This window comes from Pseudomonas sp. Sample_21 (assembly GCF_004307525.1).
GTDB lineage: Bacteria > Pseudomonadota > Gammaproteobacteria > Pseudomonadales > Pseudomonadaceae > Aquipseudomonas > Aquipseudomonas atacamensis.
Window position 1 is genome coordinate 23,738 of the sequence record NZ_RCNZ01000060.1, and the last position, 15,822, is coordinate 39,559.

At 61.3% G+C, this 15,822-nt stretch carries 9 protein-coding genes; 4 read left to right on the forward strand and 5 right to left on the reverse strand.

All coding sequences use genetic code 11. The annotated features are described in order from the left end of the window. Positions 1 to 69: 69 nt before the first annotated feature. The 5 genes from D8U71_RS09890 to D8U71_RS09910 all read right to left on the reverse strand — a co-directional run bounded on the left by D8U71_RS09890 (position 70) and on the right by D8U71_RS09910 (position 9,268). Entirely contained in the window at positions 70 to 1,233 is a 1,164-nt protein-coding gene (locus tag D8U71_RS09890; protein ID WP_125927747.1) for a putative zinc-binding metallopeptidase, read from the reverse strand. A 274-nt stretch (positions 1,234 to 1,507) separates the two neighbouring features. Beyond that, complete coding sequence (gene ligA / locus D8U71_RS09895) at positions 1,508 to 3,865, reverse strand: NAD-dependent DNA ligase LigA (RefSeq protein ID WP_125927745.1); 2,358 nt, start codon at positions 3,863 to 3,865, stop codon at positions 1,508 to 1,510. A 163-nt stretch (positions 3,866 to 4,028) separates the two neighbouring features. After that, on the reverse strand, positions 4,029 to 4,892 hold the full coding sequence (zipA, locus tag D8U71_RS09900; RefSeq protein WP_016773851.1) for a cell division protein ZipA: 864 nt from the start codon (positions 4,890 to 4,892) through the stop codon (positions 4,029 to 4,031). A gap of 225 nt (positions 4,893 to 5,117) precedes the next feature. Further along, on the reverse strand, positions 5,118 to 8,606 hold the full coding sequence (gene smc, locus D8U71_RS09905; protein WP_130887690.1) for a chromosome segregation protein SMC: 3,489 nt from the start codon (positions 8,604 to 8,606) through the stop codon (positions 5,118 to 5,120). Positions 8,607 to 8,608: 2 nt separating this feature from the next. Next, entirely contained in the window at positions 8,609 to 9,268 is a 660-nt protein-coding gene (locus D8U71_RS09910) for a GntR family transcriptional regulator (RefSeq protein WP_130887691.1), read from the reverse strand. A gap of 268 nt (positions 9,269 to 9,536) precedes the next feature. On the opposite strand from D8U71_RS09910, the gene xdhA reads away from it, so the two are divergent. From xdhA to guaD, 4 genes are all read left to right on the forward strand, one after another. Beyond that, entirely contained in the window at positions 9,537 to 10,991 is a 1,455-nt protein-coding gene (gene xdhA / locus D8U71_RS09915; protein WP_122881599.1) for a xanthine dehydrogenase small subunit, read from the forward strand. Further along, positions 10,984 to 13,377 carry a xanthine dehydrogenase molybdopterin binding subunit gene (gene xdhB / locus D8U71_RS09920; protein WP_130887692.1) on the forward strand — a complete coding sequence of 798 codons (2,394 nt, stop codon included), beginning with the start codon at positions 10,984 to 10,986 and terminating at the stop codon, positions 13,375 to 13,377. The genes xdhA and xdhB overlap by 8 nt, the downstream gene beginning before the upstream one ends. A gap of 126 nt (positions 13,378 to 13,503) precedes the next feature. Beyond that, positions 13,504 to 14,361 carry a xanthine dehydrogenase accessory protein XdhC gene (gene xdhC / locus D8U71_RS09925; protein ID WP_130887693.1) on the forward strand — a complete coding sequence of 286 codons (858 nt, stop codon included), beginning with the start codon at positions 13,504 to 13,506 and terminating at the stop codon, positions 14,359 to 14,361. A gap of 13 nt (positions 14,362 to 14,374) precedes the next feature. Continuing rightward, positions 14,375 to 15,679 carry a guanine deaminase gene (gene guaD / locus D8U71_RS09930; protein ID WP_130887694.1) on the forward strand — a complete coding sequence of 435 codons (1,305 nt, stop codon included), beginning with the start codon at positions 14,375 to 14,377 and terminating at the stop codon, positions 15,677 to 15,679. Positions 15,680 to 15,822: the final 143 nt, after the last annotated feature.

A 15,822-nucleotide genomic window follows, 5' to 3' on the forward strand; every position in this document is an offset into this window, starting at 1 on the left:
TTACAACCGTTGGTTGCAGATAAAAAACCTGAACGGCTTCAAGGACATAAACATCACGGCCTGCGGCACCTACAAGGCCAGCACCTCATCCGCCCTGCCGCCCGCCTGCTGGATCACCAGATGAATGAAGTGCAGCTTGGCGATCGCCGCCGCCGGCAGTACGAACGGATAGAAATCCGGCTGGCCCATGCTGCGCGACAGTTCGTTGAGCATGCCGGCCAGTTCGATCCACGCATTGACGAACGACAGGAATGCCGTGCCGCCGGGGTGCTCCGGGTCGTACAGGGTGCTGGTGGGAAATGGCTGATAGTCGAAGTCCATTTCCCGCGCGCTCATGCCGAAGCCCAGCGCCGTGTCGACCGCATCCATCATGTGCAGGTAATGCGCCCAGGTTTCCGCCCAGTCTTCCCATGGGTGCATGGTCGCGTAGGCACTGACGTAGTGCTGCGGCCAGTCCAGCGGTGCGCCTTGCTGGTAATGCCGGTCCAGCGCCTCGGCGTAACTGGCGCGCTCGTCGCCGAACAGATTGCGGAACGCGTCCAGCCAAGGGCCGTTGGCGATGAGGCGATCCCAGTAGTAGTGGCCGACCTCATGACGAAAATGCCCGAGCAGCGTGCGGTAAGGTTCGTGCATCGCCGCCCTGACCTGCTCACGGTGAGCGTCGTCGGCCTCTTTGATGTCGAGGGTGATCAGGCCATTGGCGTGGCCGGTCATCGGCGCGTTGCCTTCCAGGTCGACACCGATGAAGTCGAACGCCAGCCCGGTTTCTTCATCCGTGGTTTTCGGGATGACCGGCAAGCCGAGGGTGATCAGTTGCGCGACCAGTCGACGCTTGGCGATTTCGACCTTGCGCCAGCGTTCGGGATTTTCCGCGACGGACAGGTCGGGAATGGTGCGGTTGAGGCTGCAAGCGATGCACAAGGTGTCGTGATCGTTGGCCGGTAGCAGCCAATTGCACGCGGCGGGCATGTCGAGGTTGGCGCAGCGGCGGAACAGTCCGGCCTCGGGATCGGCGTCGAGCGTCCAGGTGCCCTCTTCCGGCCCCGGCTGCAGCGAGGTCAGGCGACTTTCTTCAGGTTGATAGCCGAGCAAGGCGTTACAGGCCAGGCACTGACTGTTGCGAAAGAACAGCGACTGGCCGCAACGGCACGGCCAGACTTTGCTGTTGCGCGAGGATCCGGCCACGAACGGCGCGATGATGCGGGAACTGAGCTGCTCGAAAAAGCGGTGCATGGCGATCTCTCCCTGGGACTGGCCAAGACTAGATCATCCTGAAGACAACATCGTTCCCGAATATAGCCCGCTCCTGAATGACACCGCCGTTGTGGCGAGGGGATTTATCCCCGCTCGACTGCGCAGCAGTCGCAAAACACCGTACACGCGATACAGATGAAATGATCGGTCGCAGGGTTTTGGGGTCGCTGCGCAACCCAGCGGGGATAAATCCCCTCGCCACAGGTGCCCATCCGGACAGGGGTAAATCCCCTCGCCTCAGGGGTTCGTCCGGTCAGACAGGGACGCCGTGGGTTTTGAGGAAAGCGATAAACGCTTCTTCGTCCATGACCTTCACGCCCAGCTCGTTGGCCTTAGTCAGTTTCGACCCGGCACCCGGGCCTGCGACCACGCAATGGGTTTTCGCCGACACCGAACCGGCGACCTTGGCGCCCAGGCTTTCCAGATGATCCTTGGCCACATCCCGGCTCATCAACTCGACCTTGCCGGTCAGCACCCAGGTTTCGCCGGACAGCGGCAGACCTTCGACGACTTTTTTCTCGCTCTGCCAATGCATGCCGAAATCGCGCAGCTGCTGCTCGGCCCGCTCGGCCAGTTGCCGATGCTCAGGCGAGGCGAAGAACTCGCGCACCGAGTTGGCCTGCTTCTCCGGCAATGCCTGGCGCATGTCCAGCCAGTCAGCGTTCATCACCGCTTCCAGCGAACCGAAGCGATCGGCGAGTTTCTGCGCACCACCGGGGCCGACGAAGGGAATGTGCAGTTTGTCGAGCAAGCCGCCCAGGGTGGTACTGGCGGCGAATTCGGCGCCCAACTCGCCTTGATCCTGAATCTGCAAACCATGGCCGAGCAATTCGCTGATGACCTGCTGGTTGTGCGCATCCTCAAAGAAACTGTGGATCTCGTGCGCCACTTCCAGGCCGACATCTGGCAGGTAGGTCAGCACATGCGGCAAGGCCTGTTGCACGCGTTCCAGCGAACCCAGCGAACGCGCCAGCACCTTCGCCGTCTCTTCGCCGACATCGGGAATGCCGAGGGCATAGATGAAACGTGCCAGGCTCGGTTGCTTGCTGTCTTCAATGGCTTTGAGAAGCTTGTTGCTCGATACCTCGGCAAAGCCTTCCAGATCGACGATGTCGTCGAATTTCAGCGCATACAAATCAGCCGGCGAACTGACCAGGCCTTCGTCGACCAGTTGCTCGACGCTCTTGTCGCCCAAGCCTTCGATGTCCATGGCCCGGCGCGAGACGAAGTGAATGATCGCCTGCTTCAATTGCGCGCCACAGGCCAGTCGGCCGACGCAGCGATACACCGCACCTTCGCTGAAGGTTTCCTTGCCCTTGCTGCGCTTGACCAGTTGCGTGCGTTCGACGTGCGAGCCGCAAACCGGGCAGCTTTGAGGAATGGCCACCGGGCGCGCGTCATCGGGGCGACGCTCGATGACTACCTGCACCACTTGCGGAATCACATCACCGGCGCGGCGAATGATCACCGTGTCGCCGATCATCAACCCCAGTCGCGCGACTTCGTCCATGTTGTGCAATGTGGCGTTGGCCACGGTGACGCCGGCGACTTTCACCGGTTTCAGACGCGCCACCGGAGTCACCGCACCGGTGCGGCCGACCTGGAATTCCACGTCGAGCAGCTCGGTGAGTTCTTCCATCGCCGGGAATTTGTGTGCGATCGCCCAGCGCGGCTCGCGGGCACGGAAGCCCAGTTCACGCTGGTCGGCAATGCTGTTGACCTTGAACACCACGCCATCGATTTCATAGGCCAGCGAGTTACGGCGCTCGCCGATGTCGCGGTAGTACTCCAGGCACTCATCGATGCCCTTGGCCAGCTTCAGTTCGTGACTGATCGGCATGCCCCACTTCTGCAACTGCTTGAGGTTACCGATGTGGGTGTCGGCGATATCGTGAGACACCTGACCGATGCCATAGCAGCAGAATTCCAGCGGCCGATTGGCGGTGATCTTCGAATCGAGCTGGCGCAGGCTGCCTGCTGCCGCGTTGCGCGGGTTGGCGAAGGTCTTGCCGCCGATTTCCAGTTGCGAAGCATTGAGGCGCTCGAAACCGGCCTTGGACATGAACACTTCACCGCGCACTTCCAGCGTCGCCGGCCAGCCTTCGCCGTGCAGCTTCAGCGGAATATTGCGCACGGTACGCACGTTGACGCTGATGTCCTCGCCGGTGGTGCCATCGCCACGGGTGGCGCCGCGCACCAGCAAACCATCCTGATACAGCAGGCTCACCGCCAGGCCATCGAGCTTCGGCTCGCAGCTGTATTCCACCGCCGCGCCGCCACCGAACAGATCGCCGGCCGGCACGTCGAGGCCTTCGTTGACGCGGCGATCGAACTCGCGCATGTCGGATTCTTCGAAGGCGTTGCCGAGGCTGAGCATCGGGATTTCGTGACGCACCTGAGTGAACGCAGTCAGCGCCATGCTGCCGACGCGCTGGGTCGGCGAATCGCTGGTGATCAGTTCCGGGTTGGCCGCTTCCAGCGCCTTGAGCTCGTGGAACAAGCGGTCGTACTCGGCATCGGGAATGCTCGGCTCGTCGAGAACGTGATAGCGATAGTTGTGCTGATCCAGCTCAGCGCGCAGCTCTAGAATGCGGGTTTTGGCGGCGGTCATGGGTGTTCTCTCATAAAGCAAAAGAGCAGCCGAGGCTGCTCCAGTTTTATTCCATTATCGGCGGCGGTGCCAGAAGATCGCAGCCTCGTTGCACTCGTCAGCTCCTACAGTTATCGCGGTCCTCTGTAGGAGCTGCCGAAGGCTGCGATCTTTTGATTTGGCCTTAGCGCTTCTGGGTCAGGGCGCGGCGTTCGAATTCGACGATGCGCTGACGGTAGTGCTCAATCGTCTGCGCAGTCAGTACGCTGCGCTGGTCGTCTTTCAGTTCGCCGTTCAGTTCCTGGGACAGCTTGCGGGCTGCCGCGACCATCACGTCGAAGGCCTGCTTCGGATGACGCGGGCCTGGCAGACCGAGGAAGAAGCTCACCGCCGGGGTGCTGAAATGGTCGATGTCGTCCAGATCAAAAATGCCCGGCTTGACCGCGTTGGCCATGGAGAACAGCACTTCGCCGTTGCCGGCCATGCTTTCGTGGCGGTGGAAAATGTCCATCTCGCCGAAACGCAGACCGCTTTCGAGAATGTTCTGCAGCAGCGCCGGGCCTTTGAAGCCGGCCGGGTCGCGGCAGATCACGCTGATCACCAGGACTTCTTCGGCTTGTGGCTGATCTTTTTCCGCCACGGCCGCTGCAGGCTTGCTGTCTTCGGCGAAATCGTCATCGCGGCTGCTGAAGCTCGGGCCGCCGTCCAGATCGAGGTCGAGGTTCAAGTCGCCCTGCGCCGGGCCGTTGCTGCCGCGCTTGCCACGTTTCGAACCGGATTCACGCGGCTCGCGGGCTTCGCGGTTAGGCATGCTCACCGACGGCAGATCGTGCTCGTCCAGTTGCGGCTCTTTGTGCGTATCCAGGACGCGGGCCGGGCCCAACAGCTCGGCGCTGGTGTCCTCGTCCGGCAGATTGGACAGGCTCCGGTCGAGACGGAATTTCAGCTTTCCCTTGCCGCCGCGCATACGGCGCCAGCCATCGAAAAGAATACCGGCTATCACAATGATGCCGATGACGATCAGCCACTCGCGCAGACCGATTTCCATGTAATCCCGTGCCTCTATAAAAAATGCTGAAAAATAAGGGGTTTACACTGCGTAAACCGCTTTAAAACGTGGCGCCAACTCTATGTTCTGACAGGCGTTTTGCCCACGTATACGAAAAATTGACATTAAACTAGCACGATCAAAGGCTTCGCAGCTACAAGCTTTGAGCTCCAAGCCACAAGCCGTCCACTTGCAGCCTGGAGCTTGTAACCTGCAGCCGCGCCGCTAGGCGTCCACCATCGCCATCGCCTCCTCGACATCCACCGCCACCAGTCGCGAACAGCCCGGTTCATGCATCGTCACACCCATCAACTGCTCGGCCATTTCCATGGCGATCTTGTTGTGGGTGATGTAAATGAACTGCACGGTCTGCGACATCTCTTTGACCAGGCGTGCGTAGCGTCCAACGTTAGCGTCATCCAGTGGCGCGTCAACCTCATCGAGCATGCAGAACGGCGCCGGGTTCAACTTGAAGATGGCAAAAACCAGGGCCAGTGCAGTCAGGGCTTTTTCGCCGCCGGAGAGCAAATGGATGGTGCTGTTCTTCTTCCCGGGCGGCTGCGCCATGATCGTCACCCCTGTATCGAGTAGATCTTCGCCCGTCAGTTCCAAATACGCGCGCCCGCCACCGAAAACTTTCGGGAAAAGTGCCTGCAAACCACCGTTGATCTGATCAAAGGTATCTTTGAAACGGTTGCGGGTTTCCTTATCGATTTTGCGGATGACGTTTTCCAGGGTCTCCAGCGCCTCGACCAGATCGGCGTCCTGCGCATCCAGATAACGTTTACGCTCCGATTGTTGCGTGTATTCATCGATGGCCGCGAGGTTGATCGCACCCAGGCGCTGAATCCGTGCGTTGATGCGTTCGAGTTCTTCTTCGGCTTCGCGTTCACTGGCTTGTGCGGTCAATGTGGCGAGCACGCCGTTGAGATCGTAGCCATCTTCGAGCAATTGATCCTGCAAAGCCTTGCGCCGTACGGTCAGCGCCTGCCATTCCATGCGTTGCTGTTCGAGCTGGCCGCGAATCAACTGCGATTGCTGCTCGGCCTGGGTGCGGCGTTTTTCCGCGTCGCGCAATTCACGATCGGCGTCTTCCAGGGCGATCTGCGCAGTCTTGAGTTCTTCATCGACGGTCATGCGCTTGTCGAGCAGTTCTTCGAGTTTCAGACGCAGCTCTTCCAGCGGCGCCTCGCCCTCCTCCAGATTCAGACTCAACTGTTCGCGCTTTTCAGTCAGGCGCTCGGCCTGCATTTCCAGACGTTCCAGCGCCTGGCGCGTGGAGTCGTGCTGGGCGCGCAACGAGCCGAGACGCACGGCCAGTTGATGGGCGTGATCCTTGTGCTGCCGCGCTTCCTGACGCACGCGATCAAGGCGCTCGCGCAGGCTGTCGCGCTGGGCCAGCAGCAACTCGCGCTGCTCGGTGTCGAGCGCCATGGAATCCAGCGCTTCCTGCAAATTCATGCGCGCTTCGCCGACCTGCTCGTGCTCAAGCTCGCGCTGTTCGGCGAGTTCGACCAGTTCTTCATCGAGACGGGTGCGGCGCAATGTCAGTTGCTCGGCCTTGGCCTTGCCGGCGGACAATTGTGCTTTCAGTTCGCCTTGCTGGCGCGCTTCGTCCTGCAGCAAGCGGCGCAGATGTTCGCGGCCGTTTTCCTGCTGGCGCTGTTGCGCGCGCAGGGTTTGCAGGCGGGTTTCCATGGCCTCGACCGTGGCTTCGCGCTCTTCACGCTCCAGTTGCAGGTCTTCGATTTCCTGGCCACGGGCGAGCATGCCGCTTTCCGCTTCGCTGGCGCGACGTACGCGTAAAAAGTGTCGACCGACCCAGTAGCCATCGCGACTAATCAGGCTCTGCGCGGCGCTCAACTGACCGCGCAAGGCCAGCGCCTGTTCAAGGCTGTCGACCGGTTTGACCTGGCCGAGCCACGGCGACAGATCGATCTGCGCCTCGACTTTGTCCAGCAGACTGCCGGCCACCCGCACGCCATCGCTGGCCGGGCTGAGCAGGCGCAAATCGCCTTGAGTGAAACCGGACAGATCAAAACCGCTGAAATCGTCGACCAGCACCGCTTGCAGGTCGGCGCCAAGCACGGTTTCCACCGCCAGCTCCCAACCGGCCTCGACCTTCAGGCCTTCGGCCAGACGCGGACGCTCGGCGAGATTGTGTTCCTTCAACCATTCGGCGGTGCCGGTGCCCGGATCGAGCGCGGCCTGCTGCAAGGCTTCCAGCGACGCCAAACGCCCGTTGAGCCGCTGCAGATCGCCCTGCGCCTGCTGCTGTGCGGTCAACGCTTGCTGTAATTCCTGACGCAGTTGTTCAAGCTTTTCGACTTGCGCTTCTTCGCTGGTCTGTAAATCTTCGAGGGTCGCTTCGGACTCGGCGAGCTGCTCGTTGAGCGCCATGATCGCCGCGTCTTCCGGGTCGGCGGACAGCAACGCGCGCTCTTCAGCGAGACGTTTCTGCCGGTCGGCCAGACGCTCCATGCTGCTTTCCAGCTGCTGGATTCGCGACTGTTGCACTTCAGCCTGACGGCGCGGTTCGGCAGCGGTCAGGTTGAAAGCATCCCACTGCTCCTGCCAGCCGTGCATGGTGGTTTCGGCTTCTTCGAGGGCCGCAGCGGCTTCCTCGGCGGCGGCACTGGTGACTTCCTGCTCGGGGGTGAGCATGTCCAGTTCTTCGCCGAGGGTCAGCAGCAACGTGCGGTCGTGGCCCAGGTGCGACTCGGTTTCCAGACGCGCGCGCTCGGCTTCTTTCAGATCGTCCTGCAACTGGCGCAACCGCTGCTGGCCATGCTGAATGCTCTGCTCGACCCGGGCAATGTCACCGCCGACCGAATAGAAGCGGCCCTGCACCAGATTGAAGCGCTCGGACAGGTCGTGGTGACCGTCGCGCAGGCGTTCGATGGCCGCATCAGCGTTACGCTGTTCAGCGACCAGTGCTTCGAAGCTGACTTCCTGATTGCCGATGATCGACTCACGCTGGCCGACCTGCTCGTTGAGATCCTGCCAGCGCAGGGCCGACAGTTGCGCCTTGAGCTGACGCTCTTCGGCCTTGAGTTCCTGATACTTTTTCGCCGCCTCGGCCTGACGGTGCAGGCGCTCGAGCTGGCGCTCCAGCTCTTCGCGCAGGTCGGTCAGGCGGGCGAGGTTTTCGTGGGTGCGGCGGATACGGTTTTCAGTCTCGCGGCGACGCTCCTTGTACTTGGAGATGCCCGCCGCTTCTTCGATGAAATTGCGCAGGTCTTCGGGCTTGGATTCGATCAGCTTGGAGATCATCCCCTGTTCGATGATCGAGTAGCTGCGCGGGCCGAGGCCGGTGCCGAGGAAGATATCGGTGATGTCGCGCCGACGGCATTTGGTGCCGTTGAGGTAATAAGTGGTCTGGCTATCGCGGGTAACTTTGCGGCGGATGGAAATTTCCGCATAGGCCGCGTATTCGCCGAGCAGCGTGCCATCGGAGTTGTCGAACACCAGTTCGATGCTCGCCTGGCTCACCGGTTTGCGGCTGGTCGAACCGTTGAAGATGACGTCGGTCATAGACTCGCCACGGAGGTTCTTCGCCGAACTTTCGCCCATCACCCAGCGCACGGCGTCGATGATGTTCGACTTGCCGCAACCGTTCGGCCCGACGACCGCCGCCATGTTACTGGGGAAGTTCACCGTGGTCGGGTCGACGAAGGATTTGAACCCCGCCAGTTTGATGCACTTCAGCCGCACGCTCAGGCAACCGTCAGCGCAGACACCACCAGATCGCAGCTGCGCTGGGCATACGCCGTGAGCACGATGCGGATCTGCGGCAAATCACGGGCGAGTACGGCGGCGAGCAAGCGTTCGAACAGTTCGAGGAATTCGCTCATTTCCGCCTTGCGCTGTTCGAGGGCGAGGAAATACGCGCGGCTCATCGCCGGCTGGAGGTTCTCGACGGTTTCTTGCAGGTACGGATTGTTGGCAAACGGATAGGCGGCGCGCATCACCGCAAAGCTGTCATCGACGAAGCTGCGGATGTCGCCGCGTTCGTAATTGGCGGTCAGGCGCTGCTGGATCTGCACGAACGGCGCCATGTCCGACTGCACTTGCCAGCCATTGGCCACCGAATTGCCGAGCAGGATGTACAGCTCGCTCATCAGCGTGCACAGGCTCCGCACCTTGTGCGGCGTCAGCTCGGTAACGTGGGCGCCACGACGCGGCAGGATCGCGATCAGGTGACGGCGCTCGAGGATCAGCAAGGCTTCGCGGACCGAACCGCGGCTGACGTTGAGCGCCAGCGTGACCTTCTGTTCCTGGATGCGCTCTCCCGGCTTCATTTCGCCACGAATGATGCGCTCGGCGAGGTGGTGAGCGATTTGCTCGGCGAGGCTGTCCGGCGCCTTGAACGTCATGGTTGTCCTTCAAACTCTATCGATCTGCACAAGCGGCGCAGTGTAGCGCAAATGCGCGGTCATGGCGGAGTGCCCACTCAGCGGTTTTTGGCACGAATCCCGCAAAAAAGCGCCGTGACCGATGAAGGTCAATACTGAATAGACACGCTGTTGATCGACGAAACGGATTTTCCTGACCTTTAAGTCAGAAAACCATTGACCGAAAAGTCAGACCTGCTAAATTCGGTTCACGTCGGTTAACAACAATAATGAGTCTGCGAGGCCTTCCGTGATCCAGTTTTTACTTAACCAGGAACTCCGTAGCGAGCACGCCCTGGACCCGAATCTGACTGTGCTCAATTACCTGCGCGAACACGTGGGCAAGCCCGGCACCAAAGAAGGTTGCGCCAGCGGTGACTGTGGCGCCTGCACCGTGGTGGTTGGCGAGTTGCAGACCGATGACACGGGGCGTGAACATATTCGCTATCGCAGCCTCAACTCGTGCCTGACTTTCGTCTCGTCCTTGCACGGCAAACAACTGATCAGCGTTGAAGACCTCAAGCACAAGGGCGAACTGCACAGCGTGCAGAAAGCCATGGTCGAGTGCCACGGTTCGCAGTGCGGCTTCTGCACCCCCGGTTTCGTAATGTCGTTGTTCGCCCTGCAAAAGAACAGCGACGCGCCGGATCAGGCCAAGGCTCACGAAGCGCTGGCCGGCAACCTCTGCCGCTGCACTGGCTACCGCCCTATTCTCGCCGCTGCCGAACAATCCTGCTGCGCCAAGCCTGCGGATCAGTTCGACGCCCGCGAAGCCGAGACCATTGCCCGCCTCAAGGCCATCGCGCCGACCGATATCGGCGAACTCAACAGCGGCGACAAGCGCTGCCTGGTGCCGCTGACCGTCGCTGACCTGGCCGATCTCTACGACGCTTATCCACAAGCGCGGCTGCTCGCCGGCGGCACCGATCTGGCGCTGGAAGTCACCCAGTTCCACCGCACTCTGCCGGTGATGATCTATGTCGGTAACGTCGCCGAAATGAAGCGCATCGAAACCTTCGATGACCGCATCGAAATCGGCGCCGCCACCGCCCTCTCCGACTGTTACGAAGCGTTGAATGCCGAATATCCGGACTTCGGCGAATTGCTGCACCGCTTCGCCTCGTTGCAGATCCGCAATCAAGGCACCCTCGGCGGCAACATCGGTAACGCCTCGCCGATCGGTGACTCGCCACCGCTGCTGATCGCCCTCGGCGCGCAGATCGTGCTGTGCAAAGGCGAAACCCGCCGCACCTTGAACCTGGAAGATTACTTCATCGACTACCGCGTCACCGCGCGTCAGGAAAGCGAATTCATCGAAAAAATCATCGTCCCGCGCGCCAGCGCCGAGCAGTTGTTCCGCGCCTATAAAGTGTCAAAGCGCCTGGACGACGACATCTCCGCCGTCTGCGCTGCCTTCAATCTGCGCGTGGAAAATGGCGTGATCGCCGACGCCCGGGTGGCCTTCGGCGGCATGGCGGCGATTCCGAAACGCGCTGCGCACTGCGAAGCCGTGCTGCAAGGTGCACCGTTCAACAATGCCGTGATCGAACGCGCCTGCGCCGCGCTGGCCGAAGACTTCACGCCGCTCTCGGACTTCCGCGCCAGCAAGGAATATCGCCTGCTCAGCGCGCAGAACCTGCTGCGCAAATACTTCATCGAACTGCAAACACCGCACATCGAGACTCGGGTGACCGCTTATGTCTAATCATCACGCCGTAGAGAAGACCCAGGCTGAATTGGCCGAATTGTTCGCCCAGGACCTGACCACCGGTGTCGGCCGCAGCGTCAAGCACGACAGCGCCGCCAAGCATGTGTCCGGTGAAGCGCAGTACATCGATGATCGCCTGGAATTCCCCAACCAATTGCACCTGTATGCACGCCTGTCGGACCGCGCCCACGCGAAAATCCTCAGCATCGACACGTCGCCGTGCTACGCCTTCGAAGGCGTGCGCATTGTCATTACCCACGAAGACGTGCCGGGCCTGAAAGACATCGGCCCGCTGATGCCGGGCGACCCGCTGCTGGCCATCGATGACGTGCAGTTCGTCGGCCAGCCGGTGCTGGCGGTCGCGGCGAAAGACCTGGAAACCGCGCGCAAGGCAGCGATGGCGGCGATCATCGAATACCAAGATCTGGAACCGGTGCTCGACGTCGTCGAAGCCCTGCGCAAGCGCCATTTCGTGCTCGACAGCCACACCCACCAGCGCGGCGACTCGGCCTCTGCACTGGCCACGGCTGAACACCGTATTCAGGGCACGCTGCACATCGGCGGCCAGGAGCACTTCTATCTGGAGACACAAATCTCCTCGGTGATGCCCACTGAAGACGGCGGCATGATCGTCTACTGCTCGACGCAGAACCCGACCGAAGTGCAGAAACTGGTCGCCGAAGTGCTCGACGTGTCGATGAACAAGATCGTTGTCGACATGCGCCGCATGGGTGGTGGTTTCGGTGGCAAGGAAACCCAGGCCGCGAGCCCGGCGTGCCTGTGCGCGGTGGTCGCGCACCTCACCGGCCAACCGACCAAGATGCGCCTGCCGCGCGTCGAAGACATGCTGATGACCGGCAAGCGCCACCCGTTCTACGTTGAGTACGACGTCGGTTTCGACAGCAGCGGCCGTCTGCACGGGATCAACATGGAGCTGGCCGGCAACTGCGGCTGCTCGCCGGACCTGTCCGCCTCGATCGTTGACCGGGCGATGTTCCACTCGGACAACTCCTACTATCTCGGCGATGCCACCATCAACGGTCACCGCTGCAAGACCAACACCGCCTCGAACACCGCTTACCGTGGCTTCGGTGGCCCGCAAGGCATGGTCGCCATCGAGGAAGTGATGGACGCGATTGCCCGGCACTTGAAGCTCGACCCGCTGGCGGTGCGCAAGGCCAACTACTACGGCAAGACCGAGCGCAACGTCACCCATTACTACCAGACCGTCGAGCACAACATGCTCGAAGAGATGACCGCCGAACTGGAAGAAAGCAGCCAGTACGCCGAGCGCCGCGAAGCGATCCGTCGCTACAACGCCAACAGCCCGATCCTGAAAAAAGGCCTGGCGCTGACACCGGTGAAATTCGGCATTTCCTTCACCGCCAGTTTCCTCAATCAGGCCGGTGCGCTGATCCACATCTACACCGACGGCAGCATCCACCTGAACCACGGCGGCACGGAAATGGGTCAGGGCCTGAATACCAAAGTCGCTCAGGTCGTGGCGGAAGTGTTCCAAGTCGAAATCGATCGTGTGCAGATCACTGCGACCAACACCGACAAAGTGCCGAACACCTCTCCGACCGCTGCTTCCAGCGGCGCCGACCTGAACGGCAAAGCCGCGCAGAACGCAGCGCAGACCATCAAGCAACGCCTGGTCGAATTCGCCGCGCGGCACTACAGGGTCAGCGAAGAAGACGTCGAATTCCGCAACGGCCACGTGCGGGTGCGCGAGCAGATTCTGACCTTCAAAGCGCTGATCCAGCAGGCGTATTTCAATCAGGTCTCGCTGTCGAGCACTGGTTTCTACAAGACCCCGAAAATCTATTACGACCGCAGTCAGGCGCGTGGGCGTCCGTTCTATTACTTCGCTTTCGGCGCAGCCTGCTGCGAAGTGATCGTCGACACCCTGACCGGCGAGTACAAGATGCTGCGCACCGACATCCTGCACGACGTCGGCGCCTCGCTGAACCCGTCGATCGACATCGGTCAGGTCGAGGGCGGTTTCGTCCAGGGCATGGGCTGGCTGACCATGGAAGAGCTGGTCTGGAACAACAAAGGCAAGCTGATGACCAACGGCCCGGCCAGCTACAAGATCCCGGCGGTGGCGGACATGCCGCTGGATCTGCGAGTGAAACTGGTGGAAAACCGCAAGAACCCGGAAGACACGGTGTTCCATTCCAAAGCCGTCGGTGAACCGCCGTTCATGCTCGGCATCGCCGCTTGGTGCGCGATCAAGGACGCGGTGGCGAGCCTCGGTGATTATCAGCATCAGCCGAAGATCGATGCGCCGGCCACGCCGGAGCGGGTGTTGTGGGGCTGCGAGCAGATGCGCCAGCTCAAAGCGGTGAAAGCTGTCGAAGCTGAAACCGCGGTTGTTTGATGATCGTTCCCACGCTCTGCGTGGGAATGCAGCCCGCGACGCTCTGCGTCGCATCCTGAACAGCGGACGCGGAGCGTCCAGTGATGCATTCCCACGCAGAGCGTGGGAACGATCTGAGAGGTGTGTATGTACAACTGGATCGACGCCCTCGCCGACCTGCAGAATCAGGGCGAACCCTGTGTGCTGGTGACGATCATCGAAGAACTCGGTTCGACGCCACGCAACGCCGGCTCGAAAATGGTCGTCAGTGCCGACCGCCTGTTCGACACCATTGGTGGCGGGCATCTGGAATTCAAAGCCATGCAGATCGCCCGCGAGATGCTCGCCAGCGGCAAGCAGGACACCCATCTGGAGCGCTTCAGCCTCGGTGCCAGCCTCGGCCAGTGCTGCGGTGGCGCCACGGTGTTGCTGTTCGAACCCATGGGCCAGGTGCAAGCACAGATTGCCGTATTCGGTGCCGGGCATGTCGGGCGCGCCCTCGTGCCGCTGCTGGCCGGCCTGCCCTGCCGGGTGCGCTGGATCGATTCGCGCGAGGCCGAGTTCCCTGAACACATCCCCCACGGCGTGCGTAAAATCGTCAGCGAAGAGCCAGTGGACGAAGTCGATGACCTGCCCGCCGGCAGCTACTGCATCGTCATGACCCACAACCATCAGCTCGATCTGGAACTGACCGCGGCGATTCTCAAGCGCAACGATTTCACCTGGTTCGGCCTGATCGGCTCGAAAACCAAACGCGCCAAATTCGAACACCGCCTGCGCGATCGTGGTTTCGACCCGAGCGTGGTGCAGCGCATGCGCTGCCCGATGGGCATCGGCGAAGTCAAAGGCAAATTGCCTGTGGAAATCGCCATCTCCATCGCCGGCGAAATCATCGCCACTTACAACGCCAATTTCGGCCAGCACAGCGCCCGCGCCGAACCGATTGCCCGACTGCTGCCCGCCTCGCGCCGCAGTCAGGCCGCCAAACTCAAAGCCTCAAACTGATTAGAGAACCCTCATGCCTCTGACTCGCAAAGCCTACCGCGCCGCCATCCTGCACAGCACCGCCGACCCTGCCGAAGTCGGTATCGAAGCCTCCTATGAATATTTCGAGGACGGCCTGCTGGTGATCGACGATGGCAAGATCAGCGCCCTCGGCCACGCCAGCGAACTGCTGCCAACCCTGCCGGCAGATATCGAGATCAACCATTATCAGGATGCGCTGATCACACCGGGCTTTATCGACACACACATTCACCTGCCGCAGACCGGCATGGTCGGCTCCTACGGCGAGCAACTGCTCGACTGGCTGAACACCTACACCTTTCCCTGCGAAAGCCAGTTTGGTGATAAGGCTCACGCCGACGAAGTGGCCGATATTTTCATCAAGGAACTGCTGCGCAACGGCACCACCACGGCGCTGGTGTTCGGCAGCGTGCATCCGCAATCGGTGAATTCGTTTTTCGAGGCCGCCGAGAAGCTTGATCTGCGCATGATCGCCGGCAAGGTGATGATGGACCGCAATGCCCCGGATTATCTGGTCGATACCGCCGAATCCAGCTACGTCGACAGCAAGGCGCTGATCGAGCGCTGGCACGGCAAGGGTCGCTTGCACTATGCGGTGACGCCGCGTTTTGCGCCGACCAGCACTCCGGAACAACTGACCCTGGCCGGGCAATTGCTGACGGAATATCCGGATCTGTACATGCAGACCCACATCAGCGAGAACCTCAAGGAGATCGAGTGGGTCAAGGAGCTGTTCCCGGAGCGCAAGGGCTACCTCGACGTCTACGATCACTACCAATTGCTCGGCGAACGCTCGGTATTCGCCCACGGCGTGCACCTGTGTGACGAAGAATGCGCGCGCCTGGCGGAAACCGGCTCGGCGATCTCGTTCTGCCCGACCTCGAACCTGTTCCTCGGCAGCGGCCTGTTCAACCTGCCGATGGCCGAGAAACACAAGCTCAATGTCGGCCTCGGCACCGACGTCGGCGGCGGTACCAGTTTCTCGCTGCTGCAAACCCTCAACGAAGCCTACAAGGTCATGCAACTGCAGGGCGCGCGGTTGAGCCCGTTCAAGTCGCTGTACCTGGCGACCTTGGGTGGTGCGCGGGCGCTGCGCCTGGAAGACAAGATCGGTAACCTGCAACCGGGTTCGGATGCCGACTTCCTGGTGCTGGATTACAACGCCACGCCGCTGCTGAGCTATCGCTTGAAACAGTCGAATAACATCGCCGAGACGTTGTTTGTGCTGATGACCCTGGGCGATGACCGCACCGTGGCGCAGACGTATGCAGCGGGGGCGCTGGTGCATCAGCGCTAGGTTTTCCTGCACTGATCGTTCCCACGCTCTGCGTGGGAATGCAGCCCGTGACGCTCCGCGTCACTGGACGCGGAGCGTCCCTAGAGACATTCCCACGCGGAGCGTGGGAACGATCATCCCCGGTGGTGTTTACCCCGGGGGAT